Origin of the sequence: Roseitalea sp. MMSF_3546 (assembly GCF_030732865.1) — a bacterium.
In the GTDB taxonomy this organism is placed as follows: Bacteria; Pseudomonadota; Alphaproteobacteria; order Rhizobiales; family Rhizobiaceae; genus Roseitalea.
This window is the reverse complement of sequence record NZ_JASHKB010000001.1, coordinates 34,213-58,601: the sequence shown is the minus strand read 5'-3', so window position 1 is coordinate 58,601 and position 24,389 is coordinate 34,213. Positions and strand designations below refer to the sequence as shown.

General features: G+C 66.5%; 26 protein-coding genes. 12 read left to right on the top strand and 14 right to left on the bottom strand.

All coding sequences use genetic code 11. From position 1 onward, the window contains the following. Positions 1-113: 113 nt before the first annotated feature. Together RBB34_RS00285 and RBB34_RS00280 are read left to right on the top strand one after the other, a co-directional pair. Positions 114-905, top strand: a complete 792-nt coding sequence (locus RBB34_RS00285; protein ID WP_306117178.1) for a 3-hydroxybutyrate dehydrogenase — start codon at positions 114-116, stop codon at positions 903-905. Positions 906-915: 10 nt separating this feature from the next. Then, positions 916-2,058: a patatin-like phospholipase family protein gene (locus RBB34_RS00280; protein ID WP_306117177.1), complete on the top strand. Its 1,143-nt coding sequence runs from the start codon at positions 916-918 to the stop codon at positions 2,056-2,058. Positions 2,059-2,067: 9 nt separating this feature from the next. Here RBB34_RS00280 and RBB34_RS00275 read toward each other — a convergent pair whose 3' ends face one another. Next, positions 2,068-2,658 carry a TetR/AcrR family transcriptional regulator gene (locus RBB34_RS00275; RefSeq protein WP_306117176.1) on the bottom strand — a complete coding sequence of 197 codons (591 nt, stop codon included), beginning with the start codon at positions 2,656-2,658 and terminating at the stop codon, positions 2,068-2,070. 199 nt (positions 2,659-2,857) lie between these two features. On the opposite strand from RBB34_RS00275, the gene RBB34_RS00270 reads away from it, so the two are divergent. Continuing rightward, on the top strand, positions 2,858-4,018 hold the full coding sequence (locus tag RBB34_RS00270; RefSeq protein ID WP_306117175.1) for an efflux RND transporter periplasmic adaptor subunit: 1,161 nt from the start codon (positions 2,858-2,860) through the stop codon (positions 4,016-4,018). After that, the gene (locus RBB34_RS00265; protein ID WP_306117174.1) at positions 4,018-7,275 is read left to right on the top strand and encodes an efflux RND transporter permease subunit; all 3,258 of its coding nucleotides are present in this window, start codon (positions 4,018-4,020) and stop codon (positions 7,273-7,275) included. The genes RBB34_RS00270 and RBB34_RS00265 overlap by 1 nt, the downstream gene beginning before the upstream one ends. Before the next feature lie 228 nt (positions 7,276-7,503). Here the strand turns inward: RBB34_RS00265 and RBB34_RS00260 are convergent, their stop codons facing one another. Next, positions 7,504-8,538, bottom strand: coding sequence for an aspartate-semialdehyde dehydrogenase (locus tag RBB34_RS00260; protein ID WP_306117173.1), 1,035 nt, complete (start codon positions 8,536-8,538; stop codon positions 7,504-7,506). A 181-nt stretch (positions 8,539-8,719) separates the two neighbouring features. Here RBB34_RS00260 and RBB34_RS00255 point away from each other — a divergent pair, with 181 nt between their 5' ends. Continuing rightward, positions 8,720-9,211: a hypothetical protein gene (locus RBB34_RS00255; protein ID WP_306117172.1), complete on the top strand. Its 492-nt coding sequence runs from the start codon at positions 8,720-8,722 to the stop codon at positions 9,209-9,211. 26 nt (positions 9,212-9,237) lie between these two features. Here RBB34_RS00255 and leuB read toward each other — a convergent pair whose 3' ends face one another. The 5 genes from leuB to leuD are packed head-to-tail and all read right to left on the bottom strand — an operon-like array spanning position 9,238 to position 12,241. Next, on the bottom strand, positions 9,238-10,341 hold the full coding sequence (gene leuB / locus RBB34_RS00250; RefSeq protein ID WP_306117171.1) for a 3-isopropylmalate dehydrogenase: 1,104 nt from the start codon (positions 10,339-10,341) through the stop codon (positions 9,238-9,240). A 57-nt stretch (positions 10,342-10,398) separates the two neighbouring features. Continuing rightward, positions 10,399-11,001, bottom strand: a complete 603-nt coding sequence (locus RBB34_RS00245) for a YdeI/OmpD-associated family protein (RefSeq protein WP_306117170.1) — start codon at positions 10,999-11,001, stop codon at positions 10,399-10,401. Positions 11,002-11,010: 9 nt separating this feature from the next. Then, positions 11,011-11,394, bottom strand: a complete 384-nt coding sequence (locus RBB34_RS00240; RefSeq protein ID WP_306117169.1) for a RidA family protein — start codon at positions 11,392-11,394, stop codon at positions 11,011-11,013. Then, positions 11,391-11,639: a DUF2798 domain-containing protein gene (locus RBB34_RS00235; protein WP_306117168.1), complete on the bottom strand. Its 249-nt coding sequence runs from the start codon at positions 11,637-11,639 to the stop codon at positions 11,391-11,393. The genes RBB34_RS00240 and RBB34_RS00235 overlap by 4 nt, the downstream gene beginning before the upstream one ends. After that, on the bottom strand, positions 11,636-12,241 hold the full coding sequence (gene leuD / locus RBB34_RS00230) for a 3-isopropylmalate dehydratase small subunit (RefSeq protein WP_306117167.1): 606 nt from the start codon (positions 12,239-12,241) through the stop codon (positions 11,636-11,638). Before leuD ends, RBB34_RS00235 begins: the two co-directional genes overlap by 4 nt. A 114-nt stretch (positions 12,242-12,355) precedes the next feature. Between leuD and RBB34_RS00225 the strand changes: the two genes are divergently transcribed. Together RBB34_RS00225 and RBB34_RS00220 are read left to right on the top strand one after the other, a co-directional pair. Further along, entirely contained in the window at positions 12,356-13,267 is a 912-nt protein-coding gene (locus RBB34_RS00225; RefSeq protein ID WP_306117166.1) for a CoA ester lyase, read from the top strand. Between the two features lie 6 nt (positions 13,268-13,273). Then, on the top strand, positions 13,274-13,480 hold the full coding sequence (locus RBB34_RS00220) for a DUF1737 domain-containing protein (protein ID WP_306117165.1): 207 nt from the start codon (positions 13,274-13,276) through the stop codon (positions 13,478-13,480). A gap of 23 nt (positions 13,481-13,503) precedes the next feature. On the opposite strand, the gene RBB34_RS00215 is transcribed toward RBB34_RS00220, so the two are convergent. The 3 genes from RBB34_RS00215 to RBB34_RS00205 form a co-directional block, all read right to left on the bottom strand. Continuing rightward, complete coding sequence (locus tag RBB34_RS00215; protein ID WP_306117164.1) at positions 13,504-13,926, bottom strand: metallopeptidase family protein; 423 nt, start codon at positions 13,924-13,926, stop codon at positions 13,504-13,506. A 116-nt stretch (positions 13,927-14,042) separates the two neighbouring features. Continuing rightward, positions 14,043-14,354, bottom strand: coding sequence for a hypothetical protein (locus tag RBB34_RS00210; protein ID WP_306117163.1), 312 nt, complete (start codon positions 14,352-14,354; stop codon positions 14,043-14,045). A gap of 1 nt (position 14,355) precedes the next feature. After that, complete coding sequence (locus tag RBB34_RS00205) at positions 14,356-15,345, bottom strand: sodium-dependent bicarbonate transport family permease (RefSeq protein ID WP_306117162.1); 990 nt, start codon at positions 15,343-15,345, stop codon at positions 14,356-14,358. Positions 15,346-15,522: 177 nt separating this feature from the next. Here RBB34_RS00205 and RBB34_RS00200 point away from each other — a divergent pair, with 177 nt between their 5' ends. The 5 genes from RBB34_RS00200 to RBB34_RS00180 all read left to right on the top strand — a co-directional run bounded on the left by RBB34_RS00200 (position 15,523) and on the right by RBB34_RS00180 (position 20,032). After that, entirely contained in the window at positions 15,523-15,684 is a 162-nt protein-coding gene (locus RBB34_RS00200) for a DUF1328 family protein (protein ID WP_306117161.1), read from the top strand. 76 nt (positions 15,685-15,760) lie between these two features. Continuing rightward, positions 15,761-16,666 carry a diaminopimelate epimerase gene (dapF, locus tag RBB34_RS00195; RefSeq protein WP_306117160.1) on the top strand — a complete coding sequence of 302 codons (906 nt, stop codon included), beginning with the start codon at positions 15,761-15,763 and terminating at the stop codon, positions 16,664-16,666. Beyond that, positions 16,666-17,958, top strand: a complete 1,293-nt coding sequence (gene mtaB / locus RBB34_RS00190) for a tRNA (N(6)-L-threonylcarbamoyladenosine(37)-C(2))-methylthiotransferase MtaB (RefSeq protein WP_306117159.1) — start codon at positions 16,666-16,668, stop codon at positions 17,956-17,958. The genes dapF and mtaB overlap by 1 nt, the downstream gene beginning before the upstream one ends. Before the next feature lie 4 nt (positions 17,959-17,962). Then, complete coding sequence (gene ftsY / locus RBB34_RS00185; RefSeq protein WP_306117158.1) at positions 17,963-19,396, top strand: signal recognition particle-docking protein FtsY; 1,434 nt, start codon at positions 17,963-17,965, stop codon at positions 19,394-19,396. 3 nt (positions 19,397-19,399) lie between these two features. Continuing rightward, a complete protein-coding gene (locus tag RBB34_RS00180) occupies positions 19,400-20,032 on the top strand; it encodes a septation protein A (RefSeq protein ID WP_306117157.1) in 633 nt (210 codons plus the stop codon). Positions 20,033-20,039: 7 nt separating this feature from the next. Here RBB34_RS00180 and RBB34_RS00175 read toward each other — a convergent pair whose 3' ends face one another. From RBB34_RS00175 to RBB34_RS00160, 4 genes are all read right to left on the bottom strand, one after another. After that, positions 20,040-20,546: a ClbS/DfsB family four-helix bundle protein gene (locus RBB34_RS00175; protein WP_306117156.1), complete on the bottom strand. Its 507-nt coding sequence runs from the start codon at positions 20,544-20,546 to the stop codon at positions 20,040-20,042. A gap of 68 nt (positions 20,547-20,614) precedes the next feature. Further along, the gene (locus RBB34_RS00170; RefSeq protein WP_306117155.1) at positions 20,615-21,157 is read right to left on the bottom strand and encodes an NUDIX hydrolase; all 543 of its coding nucleotides are present in this window, start codon (positions 21,155-21,157) and stop codon (positions 20,615-20,617) included. Between the two features lie 51 nt (positions 21,158-21,208). Further along, positions 21,209-22,297 carry a site-2 protease family protein gene (locus RBB34_RS00165; RefSeq protein WP_306117154.1) on the bottom strand — a complete coding sequence of 363 codons (1,089 nt, stop codon included), beginning with the start codon at positions 22,295-22,297 and terminating at the stop codon, positions 21,209-21,211. 44 nt (positions 22,298-22,341) lie between these two features. Then, the gene (locus RBB34_RS00160) at positions 22,342-24,381 is read right to left on the bottom strand and encodes a M3 family metallopeptidase (protein ID WP_306117153.1); all 2,040 of its coding nucleotides are present in this window, start codon (positions 24,379-24,381) and stop codon (positions 22,342-22,344) included. Positions 24,382-24,389: the final 8 nt, after the last annotated feature.

Genomic DNA, 24,389 nt, shown 5'->3' with positions numbered 1-24,389 from the left:
CGGCACGCCGACGGCCATCGGCCGGCTACCGCGAATTGATTGCGGGCCGATGACATTGCGCGCCGGGCCGACTATGTTGCGCTGCAATGCGACAAGCCGGACGGGGACGCGACATGGCAGACCAAACAAGGACCGCGGTGGTGACCGGATCCAATTCGGGCATCGGGCTGGGCATCTCCCGGGCGCTGGCCGCCGAGGGCCACAATGTGGTGCTCAATTCCTATACCGACAGCGACGACGATCATGCGCTGGCCCGCGAGACCGCCGAGGCGACCGGCAACCGCACGGTCTATATCCGTGCAGACCTTTCCAAGGCCGACCAGGCGCGCATGCTGGTCGAAAAGGCGGCCGAGACATTCGGCACGGTCGACATCCTGGTCAACAATGCCGGCATCCAGCATGTCGCGCCGGTCGAGGCGTTTCCGACCGAGAAATGGGACGCGATCATCGCCATCAACCTGTCGTCGGCCTTCCACACCACGGCGATGGCCGTGCCGATGATGAAGAAGGCCGGCTGGGGCCGGATCGTCAACATCGCCTCGGCGCATGGGCTCAGGGCCTCGCCCTACAAGGCGGCCTATGTGGCGGCCAAGCACGGCGTGGTCGGCCTGACCAAGACCGTCGCGCTCGAATTCGCCGAAGCAAAGCTCGATGCGACCTGCAACGCCATCTGCCCCGGCTATGTGCTCACGCCGATCATCGAAAGCCAGATCGAGGACCAGAAGAAGGTGCACGGGATGACGCGCGAGGAGGTGCTGGACAAGATCATGCTCATCCGCCAGCCGACGCGGCAGTTCGCCACGGTCGAGCAGCTTGGCGGGCTGGTCGTGTTCCTGTGCTCGGATCATGCCGCGCAGATCACCGGCACGACGCTGTCCGCCGATGGCGGCTGGACGGCTATGTAGCCGCGCGGCGATGGCATCGTCAGGCGAAAGGGCCGGCAACGGCACCGCGAAGCCGGTCAATCTCGCCCTTCAGGGCGGGGGCTCGCATGGCGCCTTCACCTGGGGCGTGCTCGATGCGCTGCTGGAAGACGGCCGGCTCGATTTCGACGGCGTTTCGGGCACCAGCGCGGGGGCGATGAACGCGGTGGCGCTGGCCGATGGCTGGCAGCGCGGCGGGGCCGAAGGCGCGCGGGAGTGCCTCGCCGCGTTCTGGGAGGCGATCGCACGCAAGGGCCGGTTCTCGCCGCTGCAGCGAACGCCGGCCGATATCTGGTTCGGCAATTTCTCCTATGAGAACTCGCCGACCTATCGGTTCTTCGACATCTTCAGCCGGGTCTTTTCGCCCTATGACGTCAATGTGCTCGACTACAACCCCTTGCGCGAGGTGCTCGTCGAAACGATCGATTTCGACCGCGTGCATCGATGCGCCGGCTTCAAGGTGTTCGTGTCGGCCACCAATGTGCACAACGGCAAGGTGCGGGTGTTCCATGGCGAGGAGGTGACCGCCGATGTGGTGATGGCCTCGGCCTGCCTGCCGACGCTCTACAAGGCGGTCGAGATCGACGGGATCCCCTACTGGGACGGCGGTTTCGGCGGCAACCCGGTGCTGTTCCCGTTCTTCTACGAAACGCAGACCGAGGATTGCCTGCTGGTGCAGATCAACCCGATCGAGCGCGAGGCGACCCCGCAGACTGCGCAGGAAATCCAGGATCGGATGAACGAGATCACCTTCAATGCGGGCCTGCTGCGCGAATTCCGGGCGATCGAGTTCGTGCGCCGGCTCAAGGCCGACGGGCGGCTGGAGGGCACCGATTACCGGTCGACCCGCATGCACCGCATCGCCGCCGATGCGGTGGTCAAGGACCTGTCGGCCTCCTCCAAGCTCAACACCGAATGGAGCTTTCTGACCGAGATGCGCGACACCGGGCGCGCGGCGGCACAGGACTTCCTCGAAGCGCATTTCGCCGATATCGGCGTGCGCGCCTCGCTCGACCTGTCGGAGGAATTGAGGGCCGACATCCTGCCGGTGAGCGAGCGCGAACCGGTCGGCAAGCGCATGCGCAAGGCCATGAAACGGCTTTCGCGCGACAACGCGAGGGAAGGCGGCGAATAGGCGCGCCGCTCAGCGCGCCTCGAGCGCGTCGGCGAAGAAGTCGACCAGCGCCTGAACGTGAGGCTCGACGGGCCGTCCGTGCTGGACCTCGCGCTTGAGCCCGGCAAGCGCGAGGACGAATATGCGCCCGATCGTGGTCGCGTCGGCGCCAAATCGGTCCAGCGAGACCTCGCCGCGCCTGGCCGCCTGCTCGACGGCGCGCGTGATAGCCGCTGCCATGGTCGCCTCCCATTTCTCGGCGATGTCGGCGGCGATTTCCTCGTTGATGCCGATCAGCTCGACGCCGTGGGGGGTGTCCTCGACGAAGCGGTGCATGCGAAGGATGGAGCAGTCGATGGCGCCGAGCAGGCGATCGCGAAAGCTGCCCTCGCGCTCGAAGGCGGCCTCGGCGTTCGCCGTCGCGCCGCCCATCAGCTCGCCGGCCAGTGCCCGAAAGATCTCCGACTTGTTCCTGAAGACCTGATAGAGCGCCGGCCGCGACATGCCGGCGGCGCGCGCAATGTCGTCCATCGACGTCTTGCGGAAGCCGTAGGTCACGAAAACTTCAAGGGCGGCCTTCAGGATGGTGCCGCGTTTGCCGTCGACGACGCAATCGAGCATGATGGCTTGACTTTATGACATCTTTCGTTATTTTGTCAAACCGTCGATCGCGGCATTCACAGATGTCGCGGTTTTCGCTATTGTGCAGTGCGGCATAGCAGATTTCGGTCCATTGGGATCAACGGCCGTATTGACCGACAGACCGTCTTGACCAACCGGCGCCCGGCGGCGCATCCAACGAGCAGCACTGGACATCCTCATGAAAGCCCATCGTTACGCGGCGATCCTGGTCTTCATTGCCTGCGCGGGCTGGGTGCTGACCGGCGATTTATCCTATGTCGGCAGTGCCACCGGCCAGGATGACCAGGCGGAGACGACGGCCGATCCGGCGCCGAGCGCGGCCGAAGGCGAGACGGCCCAGCCTCGCGCGCTGCAATCGGTGGCCGTCGCCGTCGTTCCGGGGCTCGAGCATCGCAGGACCATCCGCGTGTCGGGCGTCACCGAGGCCGACAAGCGCACCGAACTGACCGCGCGGGCGGGCGGCATCATCGAGCAACTGCCGGTCGCCGAGGGTGACCAGGTCACCGAAGGCCAGGTGATCGCACGCATCGCCGCCGAAGGGCGCGAAGCGGCCGCACGCAGCGCCGAGCAGGCGCTCGAACAGGCACGGTCGGAGTTCGAGGCGCGGCGGGAACTGGTCGAACGCGGCACGCTTCCGCGCCTGCAACTGGATCAGTTCAAGTCGGCGCTGCTGCAGGCCGAAAGCCAGTACGAGGCGGCAAAGGTCGAACTCGAGCGGCTCGAGGTCGAGGTGCCGTTCGACGGCATCATCGACGAGGTGATGGTCGAGGAAGGTGGCACGGTCAATCAGGGCACGCCGGTGGCGAACCTGATCGCGCTCGATCCGATCATCGGCGTCGGCGAGGTCAATGAAAGCGATCTGAGATCGGTGCGTGTGGGCGGAGATGCGCAGTTGCGTCTGGTCACCGGCGAGGTGGTCGACGGCACGGTGCGCTATGTCAGCCGCGAGGCGCAGCCAAGAACGCGGACATTCACCGTCGAAGTCGAGGTGCCAAATCCCGATCTCGCCGTCCCCGCGGGCATGACGGCCGAGGTGCTGCTGCGCGGCGAGGCGGTCCATGCGACCCCGGTGCCGCGCTCGGTGGTCACGCTCAACGATGAGGGCGAACTGGGCATTCGGGCGGTCGACGAGGAGGACCGCGTCGTCTTCTATCCGATCGACCTGGTCGACGACTCCACCGGGGCGTTGCTGCTGGGCGGCATTCCCCGGGGCGCGCGCATCATCGTCGCCGGCCAGAACCTGGTCACCGAGGACCAGAAGGTCGAGGCCGTTCAGGCCGATCGCGAGATGATCGACCGGCTGATCGCCGAGGCGACCGACGGGGCCGCGATCCAATGATGAATTTCCTGGAAATCGCGGTCCGCAATGCGCGGCTGACAATCGTCGCGCTTTCGTTCTTCCTGATCGCGGGAACTGTCGCCTATGTCGGCATCCCCAAGGAGGCCGAGCCGGACGTTCAGTTCCCGGTCGTCTATGTCGGGCTGTCCCTGCAGGGCATCTCGCCCGAGGATGCCGAGCGGCTGCTGATCCGACCGCTCGAATCCGAGCTCCAGAACATCACCGGCGTCGACACGATGACCGCCAGCGCCTATCAGGGCGGCGGCAACATCGTCGTCGAATTCGACCCCAGCGCCGATCTCAGCCGGGCGCTCGACGATGTGCGCACCGAGGTCGACCAGGCCAAGGGGCAGTTTCCGCCGGGAACCGACGAGCCGAGCGTCGTCGAGGTCAACATCTCCGAATTCCCGGTGATCGTCGTCACGCTGTCGGGTGATGCGCCCGAGCGCGTGCTCACGCGCGCTGCCAAGGCGCTGCGCGACCGCCTCGAAGAGGTCGGCGGGGTCCTGGACGCCAATCTGCAGGGCTCGCGCGACGAACTCGTCGAGGTCATCATCGATCCGGTCAAGCTGTCGTCCTACAATCTGCAGCTCGACCAGCTTGTCGGCGGCGTGGGCGCCAACAACCAGCTCGTCGCCGCCGGAACGCTGGAGGGCGATGAGGGCCGTTACGCGGTCAAGGTCCCGGCACTGATCGAGACGGTCGAGGACATCGCCAATCTGCCGATCTCGGTGAGCGGCAATGCGGTCGTGCGCGCCCGCGACCTGGCGACGATCCGCAACACGTTCGAGGATGCCGAGACCATCGCACGGCTCAACGGCAAGCCGGCGATCGCCATCGAGGTGTCCAAGCGCGCCGGCGCCAATCTGATCGAGACGGTGGATGCCGTCAAAGCCGAAGCCGACGCCTTCCGCTCGGAGCTTCCGGCCGGCGTCGAGGTGACCTTCAGCCAGGACCGCTCGACCAACATCCGCACGCTGCTCGACGACCTTCAGAACTCGGTGCTGACGGCGGTGCTGCTGGTCTTCATCGTCATCCTGTTCTTCCTGGGCTTCCGCTCGTCGCTGCTCATCGGCCTGTCGATCCCGACTTCGTTCCTGATGGGGATCCTGTTCCTGTCGCTGGCCGGCTACACGGTCAATCTGGTCGTCCTGTTCAGCCTCATCCTGGCGGTCGGCATGCTGGTCGACGATTCGATCATCGTGACCGAATACGCCGAACGGCGCATGGCCGAGGGCGTCGCCGCAGCGCCCGCCTTCGCCGAGGCGGCGCGGCGCATGTTCGGCCCGGTGGTGGTCTCCACGCTCACTCGGATCGCAGCGTTCTCGCCGCTCCTGTTCTGGCCGGGGATCGTCGGCGAGTTCATGAGCTACATGCCGATCACGCTGATCGCCACGCTGTCGGCCTCGACGATCTATGCGCTGCTGTTCGCGCCGACCATCGGCTCCATCGTCGGCAAGGCGGCGATCCAGAAGCGCCGGCCTGACGGGCTCTACATGGCGCTGATCAAGCGCGCCGTGCGCTTTCCGATCCTGACGATCCTGGCGGTGGCGGTGCTGCTCGGCGGCATCATCCAGTACTACGTCAACAACAACAACGGCGTCGAGTTCTTCCCGGCCGTCGAGCCCGAATACGGCCTTCTTTACGTGAAGGCGCGGGGCAATCTTTCGCTGGAAGAGCAGGACGCGCTGGTACGCCGGGCCGAGGAGCGCCTGCTCGACTGGCCGGGCATCGACACGGTCTATGCCCGCTCGGGTTCCTCGCGCGGCGGCATCCAGCTCGGTTCGGGCGGCGGCGAGGACACGATCGGCACGATCCAGTACGAATTCGTCGACTGGCGCGAGCGCAAGGCGGCCGGCGATATCCTGACCGATCTGCGCGCCGAGTTCGCCAGCATGCCCGGTGTCCAGATCGAGATCTCGGTGCCCGATGCCGGCCCGCCGCAGGGCAAGCCGATCCAGGTGCGGCTGTCGGCCGACGACCCGACCGGGCTCGAGACCGCCGCCGCGGAGGTGGCCGCCTATCTGGAGACCATCCCGGAGGTGATCGACCTCAATGACGGCCTGCCGCCGCTCAGCGTCGACTGGGAGCTGAAGGTCGACCGGACCGAAGCGGCCAAGTTCGGCGTCGGGCCGGATTCGGTCGGCCGGGTGGTGCAGCTCGTCACGACCGGGTTGAAACTGTCCGACTACCGGCCGGCGGGCGCCGACGATGCCGTCGACATCCGCCTGCGTCTGCCCGAGGACCGGCGCACGCTCTCGATGCTCGACCAGTTGCGCATCGAGACGTCCGGCGGGGCGGTGCCGGTGACCAATTTCGTCAGCCGCGAGCCGGCCGCTTCGCTGGGCACGCTGACGCGCGTGGATGGCTCGCGCACGATCGACGTGACCGCCAACCTCGTCGAGGGCGCCCAGGATTCGGTGTTTCAGGCACAGGTCGCCGAGCACCTGGCGACGATGGACTTCCCGCCCAACATCCGCTGGGAGATGGTCGGGTCGGACCAGGAAAGCGACGAGGCGGCGGCGTTTCTCAGTCAGGCATTCGGCGTGGCGATCTTCCTGATCTTCGCGCTGCTGCTCGCCCAGTTCAACCGGTTCACCTATGTCTGGCTGGTGCTGTCGGCGGTGGTGATGTCGACGATCGGCGTGCTGCTCGGCCTCGCCATCATGCAGATGCCGTTCTCGATCATCATGAGCGCGGTGGGGACCATCGCGCTGGCCGGCGTCGTGGTGAACAACAACATCGTGCTGATCGACACCTATGCGCGGCTGCGCCACGAGGGTGTCGACAAGATGGAGGCCGTGCTCGAGACCTGCCGCGAGCGTGTGCGCCCGGTCATGCTGACGGCGGTGACCGCGATCCTGGGCGTGCTGCCGATCGCCTTCGGGATCAATCTGGCCCTGCTCAGCCACGAGGTCACGGTCGGCGCGCCGTCGACGCAGTGGTGGGTCTCGCTGTCGAGCGCCATCGTGTTCGGCCTGGGGTTCTCGACGCTGCTGACACTGGTGGTGACGCCGGCGGCGCTGATGCTGTTCACGCGGGACAACGAACAACTCGCCAAGGGCAACCGGATCCTGCGGCTCATCCGCTGGCTCCGGGCGCGGCTGTCCCGGCAAACCGCGAACGCCGGGCCTGGCGCGGCGCCCCCAAAGGCGCCCGCAAGGGCGCCCGGCCGTCCGCTGCCGGCCATGGAGCCCGAGGACATGCCCGACGACATGCCGGGCGATGTGCGGCCGTTCCCGAAGGCGGCGGAATAGGGAGGCGGGCTTGCGGTTTCCACCTCCCCTTCACGGCAGGCAGGCGATTGGCGAGCGCAGCGCGACAAAGCCGGGCGGGGGTCGTTGAAGCGGGCCTGAGTGCTCCGCCATTCGCCCCACCCGCTCGACCGGCGCTGCGCTTGGTGTTGCGTGCCTCCCCAAGGGGGAGGCGGGGGTGCATGTCGTTTCGAACCGCTCGCGGCCGTGATTACATGGTCGTCGATGCGCTCACGCCGCGTGCCGCTTGGGCGTGATCAGGCCGCGATTGACCAGCACTTCGGCGATCTGAATCGCGTTGAGCGCGGCGCCCTTGCGCAGATTGTCCGAAACCACCCAGATGTTGAGCCCGTTGTCCACCGTGGGATCCTCGCGTATGCGCGAGATGTAGGTGGCGTCCTCGCCGGCCGATTCATAGGGCGTCATGTAGCCGCCGTCCTCGTGCTTGTCGACGACCAGACAACCGGGCGCCTCGCGCAGGATCTCGCGGGCCCGCTCGGCGGTGATCTCGTTCTCGAACTCGATATTGACCGCCTCGGAGTGCCCGATGAAGACCGGCACGCGCACCGCGGTGCAAGTGACCTTGATCTTCGGGTCGAGCATCTTCTTGGTCTCGGCGACCACCTTCCACTCTTCCTTGGTCGAGCCGTCCTCCATGAAGACGTCGATATGCGGGATCAGGTTGAAGGCGATGCGCTTGGGAAACTTGTCGGTCTCGATCGGATCGGCGACGTAGACGGCACGGGTCTGAGCGAAGAGCTCGTCCATGGCATCCTTGCCGGCGCCGGAGACCGACTGATAGGTGGCAACCACCACGCGTTTGATCGTCGCCGCATCGTGCAGCGGCTTGAGCGCGACGACGAGCTGTGCGGTCGAGCAGTTCGGGTTTGCGATGATGTTGCGCCTGGTGAAGCCCGTGATCGCGTCGGCATTGACCTCGGGCACGATCAGCGGGACATCGGCTTCGTAGCGAAAAGCCGAGGAATTGTCGATCACAACGCAGCCGGCGGCGGCAATCTTTGGCGCCCACTGTTTGGCGACCGAGCCGCCGGCGCTCATCAGGCAGATATCGGTGTCGGAGAAGTCGAAGCTCTCCAGCGCCTGGACCTTGAGCGTCCTGTCGCCGAAGGAGACCTCCTGGCCGACCGAGCGGCGCGAGGCGAGCGGGACGACCGTGTCGGCCGGAAAGCCGCGCTCGGCAAGGATGTCCAGCATTTCGCGGCCGACATTGCCGGTCGCGCCTGCGATGGCGATCTTGAAACCCATGGTTCCCATCTCCTGTCTCTCCCCGTTTGCATCAAAGCACCACTCGTCCCGCCCCCGGGAGAGTGTGGGGCGGAGCGGGTCAGCCGGTCGTCTTCTTGATCATGATTGTGGCCGTCATGGTGGAGTCCTTGTGGTCGAATGCGGGCCGATTGTCAATTCGGCCCCGGCGACGACACATTTCGTGCCCAGCCTGACCCGCATGACCGCCACCACACCATGGCCGCACGCGCTTGCGGCACTCATCGCGATCGGCGCGCTGCTCGCGCCGCACGCCGCCGCCATGTCCGAACCGGTGCCTGGCCGGCTGACGGGCGACACGCTGACCGCCGCCTTTGTCGGCAAGACCTATCGCGGCGTCTATCAGGACGGCGTTTCCTGGCGCGAAACCTATCTGGTCGACGGCGAAGTCGACTATCAGGACGACGTCAACGCGGCACGCGGTGAATGGTTCGTGCGTGAGGATCTCCTGTGCACCTTCTACGACGGCGATCTGGTGGGCGGCTGCTTCGTCGTCATGCGCCGCAGCGAAAACTGCTTCGATTTCTATGCGGTCGATCTTGAGACCAATGTTCCGGCGGCGGGCTGGGGCGCGGTGCGCGGCGCCTTCGGCTGGACGGCGCGCGGCGGTCGTTCCGACCTGCTGCGGACCTGTCCGGAAGGGCTGGTCTCGTAGGCCCGCGCGGTGAATCTCAACAGATCCTAGCCCGCATAGGCGGCGACGATGGCATCGCCCATCTCGGCGGTGGAGACCTTCCTCGCCCCCTCGCTCATGATGTCGCCGGTGCGCAGGCCCTGATCGAGCACCATGGAGATCGCGGTTTCGACCCGGTTGGCCTGCTCGATCATGGCGAAGGAATATCGCAGGCACATGGCAAAGGAGGCGATCATGGCGATCGGGTTGGCAACGCCCTGCCCGGCAATGTCGGGCGCCGAGCCGTGCACGGGCTCGTACATCGCCTTGCGCCGGCCCGTCGCGGGGTCGGGGGCGCCGAGCGAAGCCGACGGCAGCATGCCCAGCGAGCCCGTCAGCATGGCGGCGACATCCGACAGCATGTCGCCGAACAGATTGTCGGTGACGATGACGTCGAACTGCTTGGGCCAGCGCACGAGCTGCATGCCGCCGGCATCGGCCAGTATGTGGGTCAGTTCGACATCCGAAAAGCGCGTCGCATGGGTGGCGGTGACGACCTCGTTCCACAGAACGCCCGACTTCATCACATTGCGCTTTTCCATCGAGCAGACCCTGCCCGACCGCGTGCGCGCCAGCTCGAAGGCGACGGCGGCGATGCGCTCGATCTCGCCGGTCTCGTAGACCTGCGTGTCGACGGCGCGCTTTTGCCCGTTGCCCAGATCGGTGATCTCCTTGGGTTCGCCGAAATAGACGCCGCCGGTGAGCTCGCGCACGATCAGGATATCGAGGCCCTCGATCACGTCGCGCTTCAGCGATGACGAATCGGCCAGCGCCGGATAGCATATGGCCGGCCTGAGATTAGCGAAAAGGGCCAGGTCCTTCCGGAGCCGCAACAAACCGGCCTCGGGCCGTTTGTCATAGGGAACGGCGTCCCATTTCGGCCCGCCGACGGCGCCGAACAGCACCGCATCGACGGTCCTCGCCGTTTCCATGTCGGCCTCGGAGATCGCTTCGCCATGGGCATCGAATGCAGCGCCGCCGACCAGGCCCTGCGTCGTCGTGAAGCCGGCATCCTCGGTCGCGTTCATGTGGTCGATCAGCTTGACCACTTCGGCCATGGTTTCGGGGCCGATGCCGTCGCCGGGCAGCAGCAGGAGCGAGCGTTGTGTCATGGCGTGTCTCTTCGTGCGGGGAATCTGGCGTGCTTGTAGGCAGATCGCGGGCCGGACTCAACCGCCGCGCGGCTTGCCGGCACGCCAATCGCGCGCGCGCCTGTTCCGGCCAGCGAGCCGCGCGGTCTCGGCGATGCGTTTGGCCCGGGTGCCGGGACGTCTTGCCTGCTTGATCCATTCAAGGATCCCGCGTCGCGCCGAAAACGGAAAGGCGTCGAAATGGCCTCGCGCGCCGGGCACGGCATCGAGGGCGGCCGCCAGATCGTCCGGCACGATCCCTTGCTCGACATCGTCCAGAAACGACCAGGAGCCGTCCTCGCGCGCAGCGTCGACGATGGCCTGGCCGGCCGGATGCATGAGGCCTTGCCGTTCAAGGCTCAGGACGATGCGCTTGTTGACCGCCGACCAGGCGCTGCCGGGCTTGCGCGGCGAGATCATGAGCAGGCTGCGCCCGGCGTCCTTCTTGCGTGGCAGCGAGTCGACCCAGCCATAGCGCAACAGCGCCGCGAGAAGCCGCTCGCGCTCGATATGGCCCGCATTTGCGGACTTTCGCCAGAGCACCAGCCAGACGCTCCGTCCTTGCCCATGATTGGCGTCGAGCCAGGCAAGCAGTTCGGCCTCGCTGGAGACGGCAATCTGCTCGAGCGTCTCGCCGGCCATCGCGGCCCGTCAGCCCTTCTTCGCGGTGACGTCGATCTCGATCTTCATCTCCGGCCTGATCAGGCCGGTGACCGTCATGGTCGCGGCGGGCTGTATCCCGGCGAAAAACGCGCCGAGGATCGGAAACACGCGATCGACAAGACCGGCATCGGTGATCGCGTAGCGCGCACGCACGATGTGCGCGCGCTCGAAGCCGGCCTCGGCAAGCGTGCGGTCGATGGTGGCGAGCGCGTTGCGCGTCTGGGTTTCCACGTCGTCCGGCATGGTCATTGTGGCATAGTCATAGCCGGTCGTTCCGGAAACGAAACACCAATGCCCGTCGACGAGGGCACGGCTGTAGCCGGCGGCGGACTCGAATGGCGAGCCGCTCGAAATGTGGCGGCGGTCGGTCATGCTTCGGTCCTGACGATGACGGCGAGAATGCGGCGCACCAGTGGCCCGACGATCAGGACCGCCGGGAAGGCGAGCGCCCATGACGACAGCCAGGCGGACAGGAAACCGTTGAGCGAGCCGATGGCCAGAAAGGTCGACAGGCACGAGACGATGCACGACATCATGCCCGACAGGAGGAAGCCGAACGCCAGTGGCTCGGCGCGTTTTGGCAGGAAAGGCCGCATGGTCGCTTCCGTTGCGTTCATGCCCAGGGCCGGCTGTCGGCCCGGCTCGCTTCATAGGTGTCGATCGCCGCGGCCTTCTGGAGCGTCTGGCCGATGTCATCGAGACCGTTGAGCAGGCAATGCTTGCGGTGCGGGTCGATGTCGAAATGGATGACGCTGCCATCGGGGCCGCGGATTTCCTGGGCTTCAAGGTCGACCGACAGCGTGGCGTTGGCGCCGCGTTCGGCATCGTCCATCAGCTTGCCCAGCTCTTCGGGGCTGACGACGATCGGCAGGATGCCGTTCTTGAAGCAGTTGTTGTAGAAGATGTCGGCGAAGCTGGTGGAGATGACGCACCGAATGCCGTGGTCGAGCAGCGCCCAGGGCGCGTGCTCGCGCGAGGAGCCGCAGCCGAAATTGTCGCCGGCCACCAATATCTTGGCGTCGCGCCAGGCCGGCTTGTTGAGCACGAAATCGGGGTTCTCCGTGCCGTCCTGGTTGTAGCGCATCTCCGCGAACAGGCCCTTTCCGAGGCCCGTGCGCCGGATGGTCTTCAGATAGTCCTTGGGGATGATCATGTCAGTGTCGACATTGATGATCGGCAGCGGTGCCGCCACCCCGGTGAGCTTGTCGAATTTTTCCATGGTGTTCGCCCTTGTCGGTTGGCGAGGGTCTATCAGTCTTGCGCATGAAAATGAAGCGCGGCGCGCCCGCGATCAAGACTTGCGCGAACGCGCAAGTGCGCGGCACAAGAAGCCATGCAGACTTCCCGTTCGCACACGCCGCGCCGCTCGGTGCTCTACGTGCCAGCCGATCGCCCGCGGGCGATGGCAAAGGCGGAAACGCTGGGCAACGACGCCGCGATCTTCGATCTCGAGGACGCGGTTGCGCCCGAGGCCAAGAACGCCGCGCGCGAGGGCTTGCGCCGCCATTTCGCCGAGCATCCAAGTTCACCCAAAGAACGCGTGATCCGCATCAACGCGCTCGACACGCAGTGGGGCACCGAGGATCTGCTCGCCGCCCGCGCCTGCATGCCCGACGCGATCCTTCTGCCCAAGGTCGAAGCGGCGGGCGACCTCGTCGCCCTCGCCGACGCGCTGGCCGAAACCGATGCGCCGCCGACGCTGAAACTGTGGGCCATGATCGAGACGCCACGCGCCGTCATCAATGCCGCCAGGATTGCCGAAAAGGCGCAGGAGTCAAGCATGCGCCTTGATTGTTTCGTTATCGGAACGAACGATCTCTTCGCCGCCGCCCGGCTTCCCATGGCCGGCGCGCGTGACCATGCCCATGGCTGGCTGATGGCCGTGGTGCTGGCCGCTCGCGCCGGCGGGATCGACGTGCTTGACGGCGTGTTCAACGATCACAACGACGCGGACGGGTTTGCCGCCGAGTGCGCGGCCGGCGCGGCGATGGGCTTTGACGGCAAGACGCTGATCCATCCGGCGCAGATTGCGGCGGCCAATGCCGCCTTTGCGCCCGATGCGCAGGCGGTCGCGGCGGCGCAGCGCGTCGTCGATGCCTTCGCACTGCCCGAAAATCGTGACAAGGGCGTGATCGTGGTCGATGGCCGCATGGTCGAGCGGCTGCATCGCGACGCGGCGCTGGCGCTGATTGCCCGGCACGGCAGAATCGCGCAATCTGACGCGGGTGCGGACGATGGGGACTGAAAGGCGATGAAGGCCTATCGATATCTGACCGGATTCGACGATTCGGCGTTCTGCCACAAGGTGACCGAGGCCCTGTCGAAGGGCTGGGAACTGCATGGCGATCCGAGCTATGCCTTCGATCCGGTCGCCGGGAAGATGCGCTGCGCGCAGGCCGTGACAAAGGACGTGCGGGACCATGACTACGACCCGCTGCTCAAGCTGGGCAGTCTGTAGCGGTCCGGCCCCGCCGCCGCCGGTCAGCCGACCGAGGCTTCGATGCGGGCCATGTCGTCGTCGGACAGGCCGAAATGGTGGCCCAGTTCGTGCACCAGCACGTGCGTGACGATGTCGCCGAGCGTTTCATCGTTCTCGCACCAATAGTCGAGAATGGCGCGGCGATAGAGCGTGATGCGGTTGGTTTCCTGGCCGGTGGCCGGGTTCCACAATTCGGCGATCCCCCGCCCTTCGAACAGGCCGAGCAGGTCGAACGGCGTATCGAGCCCGAGATCGTCGAGAACGTCGTCGCTGGGAAAATCGGCGATGCGGATCTGCACGTCGCCAGTGAGCTTGCGGAACTCGCGCGGCAGATGCGCATAGGCCTCGCGCGCGATCTTCTCGATCGCCGCCAGGTCGGGCGCGAAGCGCTGGTCCCAGTCATGTGCCGGATCGTGAATGCCCATATGCGTCCGTCTTGCTTTTCGGCCCATATATGGGGTCGGCGCCGATTTTGAAAGATTTGCGGTATTCGGCGGCCGCGCCGGCCCGATGCGGCCGGTGGCTCGCGCATCCATGCCGGTCAGAAGCGGTCGGGCCGCAGCACGTCGACATCGGCAATGGTGATGATGCCCATTTGCGGCTCGAGCGCCTCGTAGATGCGGTCGATGGCGATATCGGCCTGCTCGGCCGACATCACCGACACGATCATGACCATGCGGCCGGTATCGCCGATCATCCTGTCGGTGTCCCAGGTGCCTTCCGAGCCCTTGCCGGCATGGGCGTCGAACAGGGTGTAGCCGGAAACCGGCACCCGGTCGAGAACGCGCGTGATACGGCCGACGACGGGGGCCTCGCAGATCACCGTCATCTGCTTCTTGGGGTGGGTCTTCATCTCATCCTCCCGCGACCAGCTGGGCGATTGCGGCATAGGCCGGAATGCCGACGGTCAGGTTCATCGGGAAGGTAACACCGAGCGACAGCGACAGATAGATCGATGGTCGCGCCTCGGGCAGAGCCAGGCGCATGGCGGCGGGCACGGCGATATAGGACGCGCTGGCGGCGAGCGTCAGCAGAAGCGCGGTGCCGCCGGCGGACAGTCCGGCGAGCAGCGCGAAGGGTACGGCGATGGCGGCGCCGACGAAGGGCATGACAAGACCGAAGCCGACCAGCCGCGCATCGAGCACCTGGCGGGCCTGCGCCATGCCGCGCCCGGCGACCGCACCCATGTCGAGAAGGAACAGGCACAGAACGCCAGTGAAGGGCACCACGATGAAGCCCTCGATGGCCGCCATGCCCTCGGCCCCGGTGATCGCGCCGATGACGAAGGCGCCCATAAGCACCACGACCGAGGAGTTGAGGAAGACCTCCTGCAAGAGCCCGTTATTGCCGTGCTCGGTGGCCTTGCGGTGGCTGGCCGCCGAGCGGGCCAGAAACAGCGCGACCAGGATGGCCGGCGTCTCCATGACCGCGGCGACGGCGACCATGAACCCTTCCGGCGCCAGGCCGATCGAGCGCACCGCTTCGGTCGCCGCCACGAAGGTGACGATGGAGATCGAGCCGTAATGGGCGGCGACTGCGGCCGCATCGATGCGCGGCAGCTTCGAGATGCGGCCAAGGATGACGAAGGCGACAAGCGGGATCAGGGCCGAGAGCACCGCACCGGCGAGCAATGCGAGCACCAGCGCGAGCGTCAGGCCCTCGGCGGCGAGCGCGACGCCGCCCTTGAAGCCGATCGCCAGCATCAGATAGATCGACAGCGTCTTGGCCATCGCCTCGGGCAGGGTGAGCTGCGAGCCGGCGAGCGAGCCGACAAATCCCAGGATGAAGAACAGAACCGGCGGGGACAGGATGTTGCCGGCGGCGAGCTGGAAGATGGCGTCCATGGCGGGCGGTCGTCGCTTTGCGCTGGGTGGGGCGGGTCCGGGCGTCGGTCGCGCCTCTATAAAGGGCCGCGTTGCACCGCACAAGGCAACGCCGGATCGGCCTGACAATTGCCCCGCCGGAACCTTGCGCCAGGCGAAGCGTTGGCTGGGCAGACAACAAGATAGGGGAAACAAACCGTGATTGAATGGATTCTGATCCTGCTCGTCATTGCCGCGGTGGCCGGCCTGCTCGGCTTCGGCCGTCTGTCCGGCATCGCGCTGACGGGCGCAAAGATCCTCATCGCCATCGTGCTCGTGCTGTTCCTGCTCGTGCTGTTCGGCATCATCGCCATAGCCTGAGCGCGCCACTTTAACTTCATGGCCATTTCCTCCATATGGTGTGGAGCACACGCCGGCATGGAGCGCAGCGCAGGCAATGGCCATCGACGCGGATTTCGCCAAGATGAACGGGCTCGGCAACCAGATCATTGTTGCCGACATGCGCGGGCGTGCCGATGAGATCACGCCGCACGCTGCGGTGGCGCTGAATCACGATCCGGACACGGCCTTCGACCAGATCATGGCGATCCACGATCCGCGCTCGGATGGCACGGACGCGTTCATCCGCATCTACAACAATGACGGTTCGCAGGCGGGCGCCTGCGGCAACGGCACGCGCTGCGTGGTGCAGGCGCTGGCCGCCGAGACCGGCCGCGCCGCCTTCACCTTCGAGACGATCGCCGGCATCTTGAATGCCGAAGAAGACGAGAACGGTCTGGTGTCGGTGGATATGGGCGTGCCGCGTTTCGGTTGGCAGGACATTCCGCTGGCCGAGGAATTCGCCGACACGACCGGGATCGAATTGCAGATCGGGCCGATCGACGCGCCGGTGCTGCACACGCCGTCCGTGGTCAGCATGGGCAATCCGCATGCCGTCTTCTGGGTGTCGGACGACATCTGGGCGCATGATCTGGCCCGGTTCGGCCCGCTGCTCGAAAACCATCCGATCTTTCCCGAACGCGCCAACATCACGGTCGCGCGGGTGCTCGATCCGGCGCATATCGTCATGCGTACCTGGGAGCGCGGCGTCGGCCTGACACAGGCCTGCGGCTCGGCGGCCTGCGCCACGCTGGTCGCGGCGGCACGCAAGAGCCTTGTCGGCCGGGCGGCAACGGTGACCGTGCCGGGCGGAGACCTGCACATAATGTGGCGCGAGGACGATCATGTCGTCATGACCGGCCCGGCCGAATGGGAGTTCGCCGGCAAGCTCGATCCGGCGACGGGGCAATGGCAGCGCGCGCTCGCCGGCGACAACGACAATGCCGAACGGGACACGGCCTGATGGCGGTCGAAGTCACCACATTCGGCTGCAGGCTGAACGCCTATGAGGGCGAGGTCGTACGGCGCGAGGCCGAACAGGCCGGGCTCGGCGCGCTCGAAGGCGGTGCGGTGGTCATCAACACCTGCGCGGTTACCGGCGAGGCCGTGCGCCAGGCGCGTCAGGCGATCCGGCGGGCCCGCCGCGACAATCCGCAGGCGCGCATCGTCGTGACAGGCTGTGCGGCGCAGACCGAGCCGGGCACCTTTGCCGCGATGGACGAGGTCGACCTGGTGATCGGCAATGACGACAAGCTGCGCGCCCAGTCCTACCGCGCGCTGCCCGAGTTCGGCGTCAACGCGTTCGAGAAGGTGCGCGTCAACGACATCTTCGATGTGCGCGAGACCGCCAGCCACATGGTCGATGCGATCGAGGGGCGCACCCGCGCCTTCGTGCAGGTGCAAAATGGCTGCGATCATCGCTGCACTTTCTGCATCATTCCCTATGGGCGCGGGCATTCGCGTTCGGTGCCGATGGGCGCGGTGGTCGAACAGGTGCGCCGGCTGGTCGACAACGGCTATAGCGAGGTCGTGCTGACCGGGGTGGACCTGACCTCCTACGGGCCGGACCTGCCGGGCGCGCCGAGCCTGGGGCGGCTGGTCAAGACGATCCTCAGTCATGTGACTGACTTGCAGCGATTGCGGCTGTCTTCGATCGATTCCATCGAGGCGGACGACGCGCTGTTCGATGCCATCGCCAACGAGGCGCGGCTGATGCCGCATTTCCACCTTTCGATGCAGCATGGCGACGATCTGATCCTCAAGCGCATGAAGCGCCGGCACGGCCGCGCCGATTCCATCGGCTTTTGCGAGATGGTTCGTGCGCTCAGGCCCGATGCCTCCTTCGGCGCCGACCTGATCGCCGGGTTTCCCACCGAGACCGAGGCGATGTTCGACAACACGCTGTCGGTCGTCGACGCCTGCGGGCTGGCGCGCGTGCATGTGTTTCCGTTCTCACCGCGCACGGGTACGCCGGCGGCGAAGATGCCGCAGCTCGACCGGGGCGTCGTCAAGGCGCGCGCGGCGCGGCTGCGCGCGGCGGCCGAGCGGGCCTGGCGGACGCACTTGCGCCGGTTTGACGGCGAGACGCTGGCGGTGCTCATCGAAAAGCCCGGCTTCGGCCGTGGACCGGACTTCACGCCGGTGGTCGTCGACGGACCGGCGGGGGAACCCGGCGAGATCGTGACCGTTGCGATCACGGGCGATGACGGCAACGCGCTGGTCGGCCGGTCGGCGCTGCCGATGGCTGCGGAGTAGCGCGATGGCAGGACTGTTCAAACGCATCTTCTCGTTCGGCAAGGGCCGCGTCGAGGAAACCCAGGGCGACCCGACGGCGCCGCAACCGCCCCAGGAGGTCCCGCCGCCGCCCTTCGAGACGCCGCCGGTGACGCCGGGCGAGGTCCCGCCGCAACCCGATCCCACGCCCTATCCGCCCGATGAGGTGCCGCCGGCACCGGGGCCCGAGGCGCCTCCGGACGGCGAGCCCGGGCCGCCGCCCCCGGAGGAATTGCCGCCGCAGACCGAGCCCGTGCCCGAGCCGCCACCGGAGATCGAGCCCGATCATCCGGTCGAGGCGCCCGACCGGCCCGAGCCCGGGCCGACGCCGGAGCCGCCGGGCATCGACCCGACCACCCCGGAGAAGACCCCGCCCGCCTCGCTTGCGCCGGTGCCTGCCGCCGACACCGGCCCGCGCAAGGTCACGATCGGCGACCATCCGGTGGACGCGGCCGAAACCATCCCGACCCAGAACCCGCAATCGGAAGGCTGGTTGCGGCGGCTGACCTCGGGCCTGTCGCGATCCTCGCGCCAGCTCACCGATTCCATTTCGGGCGTGTTCACGCGGCGCAAGCTCGATGACGAGACGCTCGAGGCGCTCGAGGACATCCTCATCCAGGCCGATCTCGGCGTGGAGACCGCAATGCGCGTCACCGATACGCTGGCGGCGACGCGGCTGGGCAAGGACGTTTCGCCCGAGGCGGTGCGCGCGGTCATGGCCGGCGAGATCGAGGCGGTGCTCGCGCCCGTCGCGCAGCCGCTCGAACTCGACCTTTCCCACAAGCCGCACGTGATCCTGGTCGTCGGCGTCAACGGCACCGGCAAGACGACGACGATCGGCAAGCTGGCGGCCAAGCTGCGCGCGGCGGGGCTTTCGGTGACGCTGGGCGCAGGCGACACGTTCCGCGCCGCGGCCATCGAGCAACTCAAGATCTGGGCCGAGCGCACGGGATCGCAATTCGTCGGCACCACGCTGGGCGCGGACGCGGCGGGCCTTGCCTATGACGCCTATGCGCGGGCGCGCGAAAACGGCTCGGACGTGGTGATCATCGACACCGCCGGCCGGTTGCAGAACAAGGCCGAGCTGATGGACGAACTGGCCAAGATCGTGCGTGTCCTGCAAAAGCACAATGCGGACGCCCCGCACACCGTGCTGCAGACGCTCGATGCGACGACCGGCCAGAACGCGCTCGGCCAGGTGGAGATCTTCCGCAACGTCGCCGGCGTCAACGGGCTCGTCATGACCAAGCTCGACGGCACCGCGCGCGGCGGCATATTGGTGGCGATCTCGGCGAAGTTCAAGCTGCCGGTCTATTTCATCGGCGTCGGCGAGGGTGTCGACGATCTCGAACCGTTCCGCGCCCGCGATTTCGCCCGCGCCATCGCCGGGGCCGACGCGCCCGTGCCACAGGAAGCCTGACCCATGAGCGAAGCCACCGACCGCGCGGCAACCGAAAAGCCGGCCATGCACCCCATGCTCAAGCTCGTGCTGGAGTTCGGCCCGCTGCTGGCCTTCTTCTTTGCCAATGCCCGCGGCGGATGGCTCGCCGACCGCTTCCCGCAGCTTGCCGAACTGGGCGGGCCGATCTTCATCGCCACGGCCGTGTTCATGGTCGTCACCGTGATCGCGCTGTCGGTGTCCTGGCTGGTGGCGCGCCACATCCCGCTGATGCCGCTGGTCTCGGGCGTGATCGTCATCGTCTTCGGCGCTCTGACGCTGTGGCTGCAGGACGAATTGTTCATCAAGATCAAGCCGACCATCATCAACACCATGTTCGGCACGGTGCTGCTGGTCGGGCTGTTCGTCTTCCGGGTCTCCCTGTTGCGCTACGTCTTCGACACCGCCTTCAAGATCGACGACCGGGGCTGGTACAAGCTCACGGTGCGCTGGGGGCTGTTCCTTTTGTTCCTGGCAATCCTCAACGAGGTGATCTGGCGCAGCTTTTCGACCGATTTCTGGGTCGCCTTCAAGGTCTGGGGCATGACGCCGATCACGCTCGCCTTCACCCTGTCGCAGATGCCGCTTCTGATGCGCCATTCGCTCGAAGAGGAGTGACCCGGCCTCAGGTCCTTCCGGCTTCGCGCAAGACCTTGCGGATATAGGTGTTGGCCGAGCGGAAATGGCTCGGCCCCGACGCTTCCGCCCAGCGTCCGAGCGTCCATTTGTTCATCCACGGGTAAAGGCCCGCGACGTAAAGCACCTCGTCGCCGTTGGCGGCGATGAAGGCGCGCAGGCGCATGGCCTGCGCCTCAAAGGCGGTGCGCAGTACGGCCCAGTCGCACCTGTTGGCGTCTTCGTAGATCGGCGCATTGTAGGCCTTGAGCTGGGTCCACTTGACGCCGGGCGCCGGCGTTTGAACGGGCTTGCCCGCCCGCGATGCCTCGACCCAGGCGAAGAACAGCCCGATCCAATGGGTGCGATGGGCGATGACGCCCTTTATCGTCGCGGTTTCGCCCGGCGCGGACAACATGGACTTGGCTTCGGTGATACCGTCGAGGGTGCGCGTCAGCCGGGCGTGCTCCTTATCGAAGACGGTGAGCAATTCGTGCTGGCTGGTGGCGGCGGGCATGGCGCCTCGTTCCGATTGGTCTCGGGGGCGATCGTATCGCGGCAAGCGGGCAGACGCCTTGCGTCAAGTCAATCCATGCCGGCATCGGCGCCCTCGGGGTTGGTGAAGGGCGGCGCGCCGCCCTCGCCGCTTGCGAGCCGGCGGTGATGGTGCAGCATCCAGTGCACGGTCGGAAAGGCGAGTTCGTCCCAGGGAATGGCGTCGAAGCGGAACAGTCGGGCCTCGAGCGTCTCCTCGCCGGCGGAGAAATGGCCATCGGTCAGCGTGGCGCGATAGATGAGCTGCACCTGGCTGAGCCGGCGCACGGTGTAGATCGCCAGCACGTCGTGCAGGACAAGCTCGGCATTGGCTTCCTCGCGCGCTTCGCGCCGCGCCCCTTCTTCGGGCGTTTCGCCCAGTTCCAGATAGCCGGCGGGAACGGTCCAGTATCCGCGACGGGGTTCGATCGAGCGACGGCACAGCAGGATGGCGCCGTCATGGTCGATGACGGAGCCGACGACGATGCGCGGGTTCTCGTAGGCGATGAAGCCGCAATGATCGCAGACCTTGCGGCGGTGGGTGTCCCCGTCCGGCCGGCTGGTGGAAAAACGCGGTGCGAGATGATCGTTCATGATCGCCAGGATAGGGCAGGCCGCGGCCCAGGGAAATGCCCGGAACCTCGGCTACCGACGGCCGGCGAGCGCGTCCTCGACCATCATCAGTTCGGACAGGTTTTCAGCCGTCACATAGCCGGCGAGCGCGCCGTCGCGGCCCATCACGGCGACGGCGGGCTTGCGATGCTGCTGGAGCTGAACCATGGCCGCATAGAGCGTTTCGTCTTCGGTCATCACCGGCACGTCGCGGTTCATGTAGGCGCTGACCGGCCCGTCGCGGCCGGCCTCGTCGAGCCCGGCGATCAGGTCGCGCGTGCCGAGCACGCCGGCCATGGTGCCGTCATTGGCGAGCACGGGAAACTCGCGCTGCGTGGTCATCAGCAGAAGATCGGCCGCCTGCCCCAGACGGGCGCCGGGGCCGAGCGCCTCGTACTGGGTGATCATGCCATCGCGCACGCCCAGCGAACGCGCAATGTCCTGCATGCCCGTCATCTGCGATTCGGCGGTGGCGGCGATATAGACGAAGATCGCCACGAAGATGAGCAGCGGATTGCCGCCAAGAAGGCCCAGGAAACCGAATATGATGGCCAGGAACTGCCCGATACGGGCGGCGATCTGCGTCGCCCGGACGCGCGAATAGCGCGTCGCCAGCAGCGCGCGCAGGACCCGTCCGCCATCCATGGGAAAGGCGGGGATGAGGTTGAACAGCACCAGGATCACATTGACCGCCGCAACGCGCGCCACGAAGCTCACCGTCGGATCCTCGATCGCGGCGGCCGTCGAAAGGTCGACATTGGCACCCAGGATGAAGATCAGGACCGTGGCGATGACGACGTTGACGGCCGGGCCGGCCAGCGCGACGACGATCTCCTGGCCGGGCTTTTCGGGCATGCGCTCGAGCTGCGCCACGCCGCCGATCGGCAGCAGCGTGATGCGCGGCGTGACGATGCCATAGCGCCGCGCGGCGATGGCATGGCCGAGCTCATGCAGCACCACGCAGGCGAAAATGGCGATGATGAAGGCGATGCCCTCGACCGCCGCGGCGGTGCCGCCTGTCTGAAGCGCCACAAGGCCGATCCAGGCAAGCAGCAGGAAGAAGGTCAGATGGATGCGGATCTGACTTCCTGCCACCGTGCCGATGGAAAAGGACCATTGCATCGCCGTTCAATATCTGCCCAGATGCATCTCAGTGCCCGCGCATACTACGCAAGACCGCGTTTTGCCAGCATGGCGTTAGGCGTCGGGAGCCGGCCGCGGAACGCCAGATAGGAGTCCTCCGGATCGCGCGCGCCGCCGGCCGCATAGATGTGTTCGCGCAGCCTGTCGGCCAGATCGGTGTCGAAGGGGTCGCCAGCTTCCTCGAAGGCCGAGAACGCATCGGCATCGAGCACCTCCGACCACATGTAGGAGTAGTAGCCGGCCGAGTAGTGATCGCCAGAAAAGACGTGCTGGAAATGCGGCGGCCGGTGACGCATCGCGATCGCCCCGGGCATGCCGAGCGCGGACAGCCTTTCGTGTTCGAAGGCGACGACGTCATCGGGCACTTGCGCGCGCTGGTGAAAGGCCATGTCGAGCAAGGCGCAGGCGGTGTACTCGATCGTTTCACGGCCGGTGTCGAAATTGCTGGCGGCCAGAACCTTGTCGAGCAACGCGGCGGGCATCGGTTCGCCCGTTTCCTCATGCACCGCAAAGCGGTTGAGCACTTCGGGCACGGTCAGCCAGTGCTCGAAGAGTTGCGAGGGCAGTTCGACGAAGTCACGCGCCACGCGGGTACCGGAGATGCTGGGATAGGTCACGTTGGAGAGCATCCCGTGCAGTGCATGGCCGAATTCGTGGAACAGCGTGCGTGCGTCGTCAAACGACAGATAGGCGTGCCGGCCGGCCGGCGGCTTGGCGAAGTTCATCGAATTGGTGACGATCGGCGTCTCCCCCCTGAGCGCCGACTGCACCTTCATCGCGCTCATCCAGGCTCCCGAACGCTTGGTGGGGCGGGCGAAATAGTCGCCCACGAACACGGCGACGTGGTTTCCGTCGGCGTCGCTGACCTGCCAGACACGGGTGTCCGGATGGTGCGTCGTCAATCCCCGGACTTCCTCGAAGCGCAGGCCGAAGAGCCGGCCGGCCGTGTCGAAGGCGGCCTCGATCATGCGTTCGAGACGCATATAGGGTTTGACCTCGTCATCGGCGTAGTCGTAGCGCGCCGCCCGGATCCTTTCGGCATAGTATCGCCAGTCCCAGGGCTCGAGCCGATGGTTGGCGCCCTCCTCGCGCATCAGCGCGGCGATGTCGTCGGCCTGGCGCGCGGCGCTCGTGCGGGCCTTGTCCCAGACCGTCTCGAGCAGCGCGTTCACCGCTTCGGGCGTCTTCGCCATGGTGCCGTCGAGCTTGAGTTCGGCGAAATGGTCATGACCGAGCAGCGCGGCCTTCTGCGCGCGCAGGGCCAGTGTCTCGGCCATGATGGGACGATTGTCGGCGTCGCCTTCGCCCTCGCCGCGCGACATCCATGCGCGCCACGCCCTTTCGCGCAATTCGCGGTTGGGGCAAAATGTCAGGAAGGGCTCGACGATCGAGCGCGACAGGCTGACGGCGTGGCCGCCGTCCTTGCCGTTTTCGGCGGCAACGCCGGCCATGGCGTTCACCAGCCATTGCGGCAGGCCGGCAAGATCGGCGGCATCGACCGGCATCGTCCATTCGGCCTCATCCCTGAGCACGTTCTGGCCGAACGCCGTGCCCAGCTCCGCCAAGCGTGCGTTGATCGCGGTCAGGCGGGCCTGGTCCTCGCCTTCGAGCGCGGCGCCCTGGCGGATCAGATTGCGTCTGTAGCGCATGAGGACCTGCCGCTGCTCCTCGTCAAGTTCGAGGCGATCCTGCCAGAGACGCTCGATGCGCTCGAACAGTTCCCGGTTGCGCGCGATTTCACCGCCATGGCGGGCAAACAGCGGCGATAGTTCGCGCTCGGCGGCCTGGATGATCGGATTGGTGTGGTTGGACGCCTTGAGATAGAAGAGCGTCGCCGCCCGCGACAGCAATTGACCCGAGCGCTCGAGCGCTGCGACCGTGTTGTCGAAGGTCGGCGGCTCCCGATTGCCGGCGATCGCCTCGATTTCGGCGAGTTCGGCGGCAAAGCCGGCCTTGATCGCCGGTACGAAGTCGGTGTCCTCAATGTCCTCGAAGCGGGGCAGGCCGAGCGGGCCATCCCATTTGTCCATGGCGGGATTGATCTTGCTTGTCACGGGGTGCATCCGGTGTG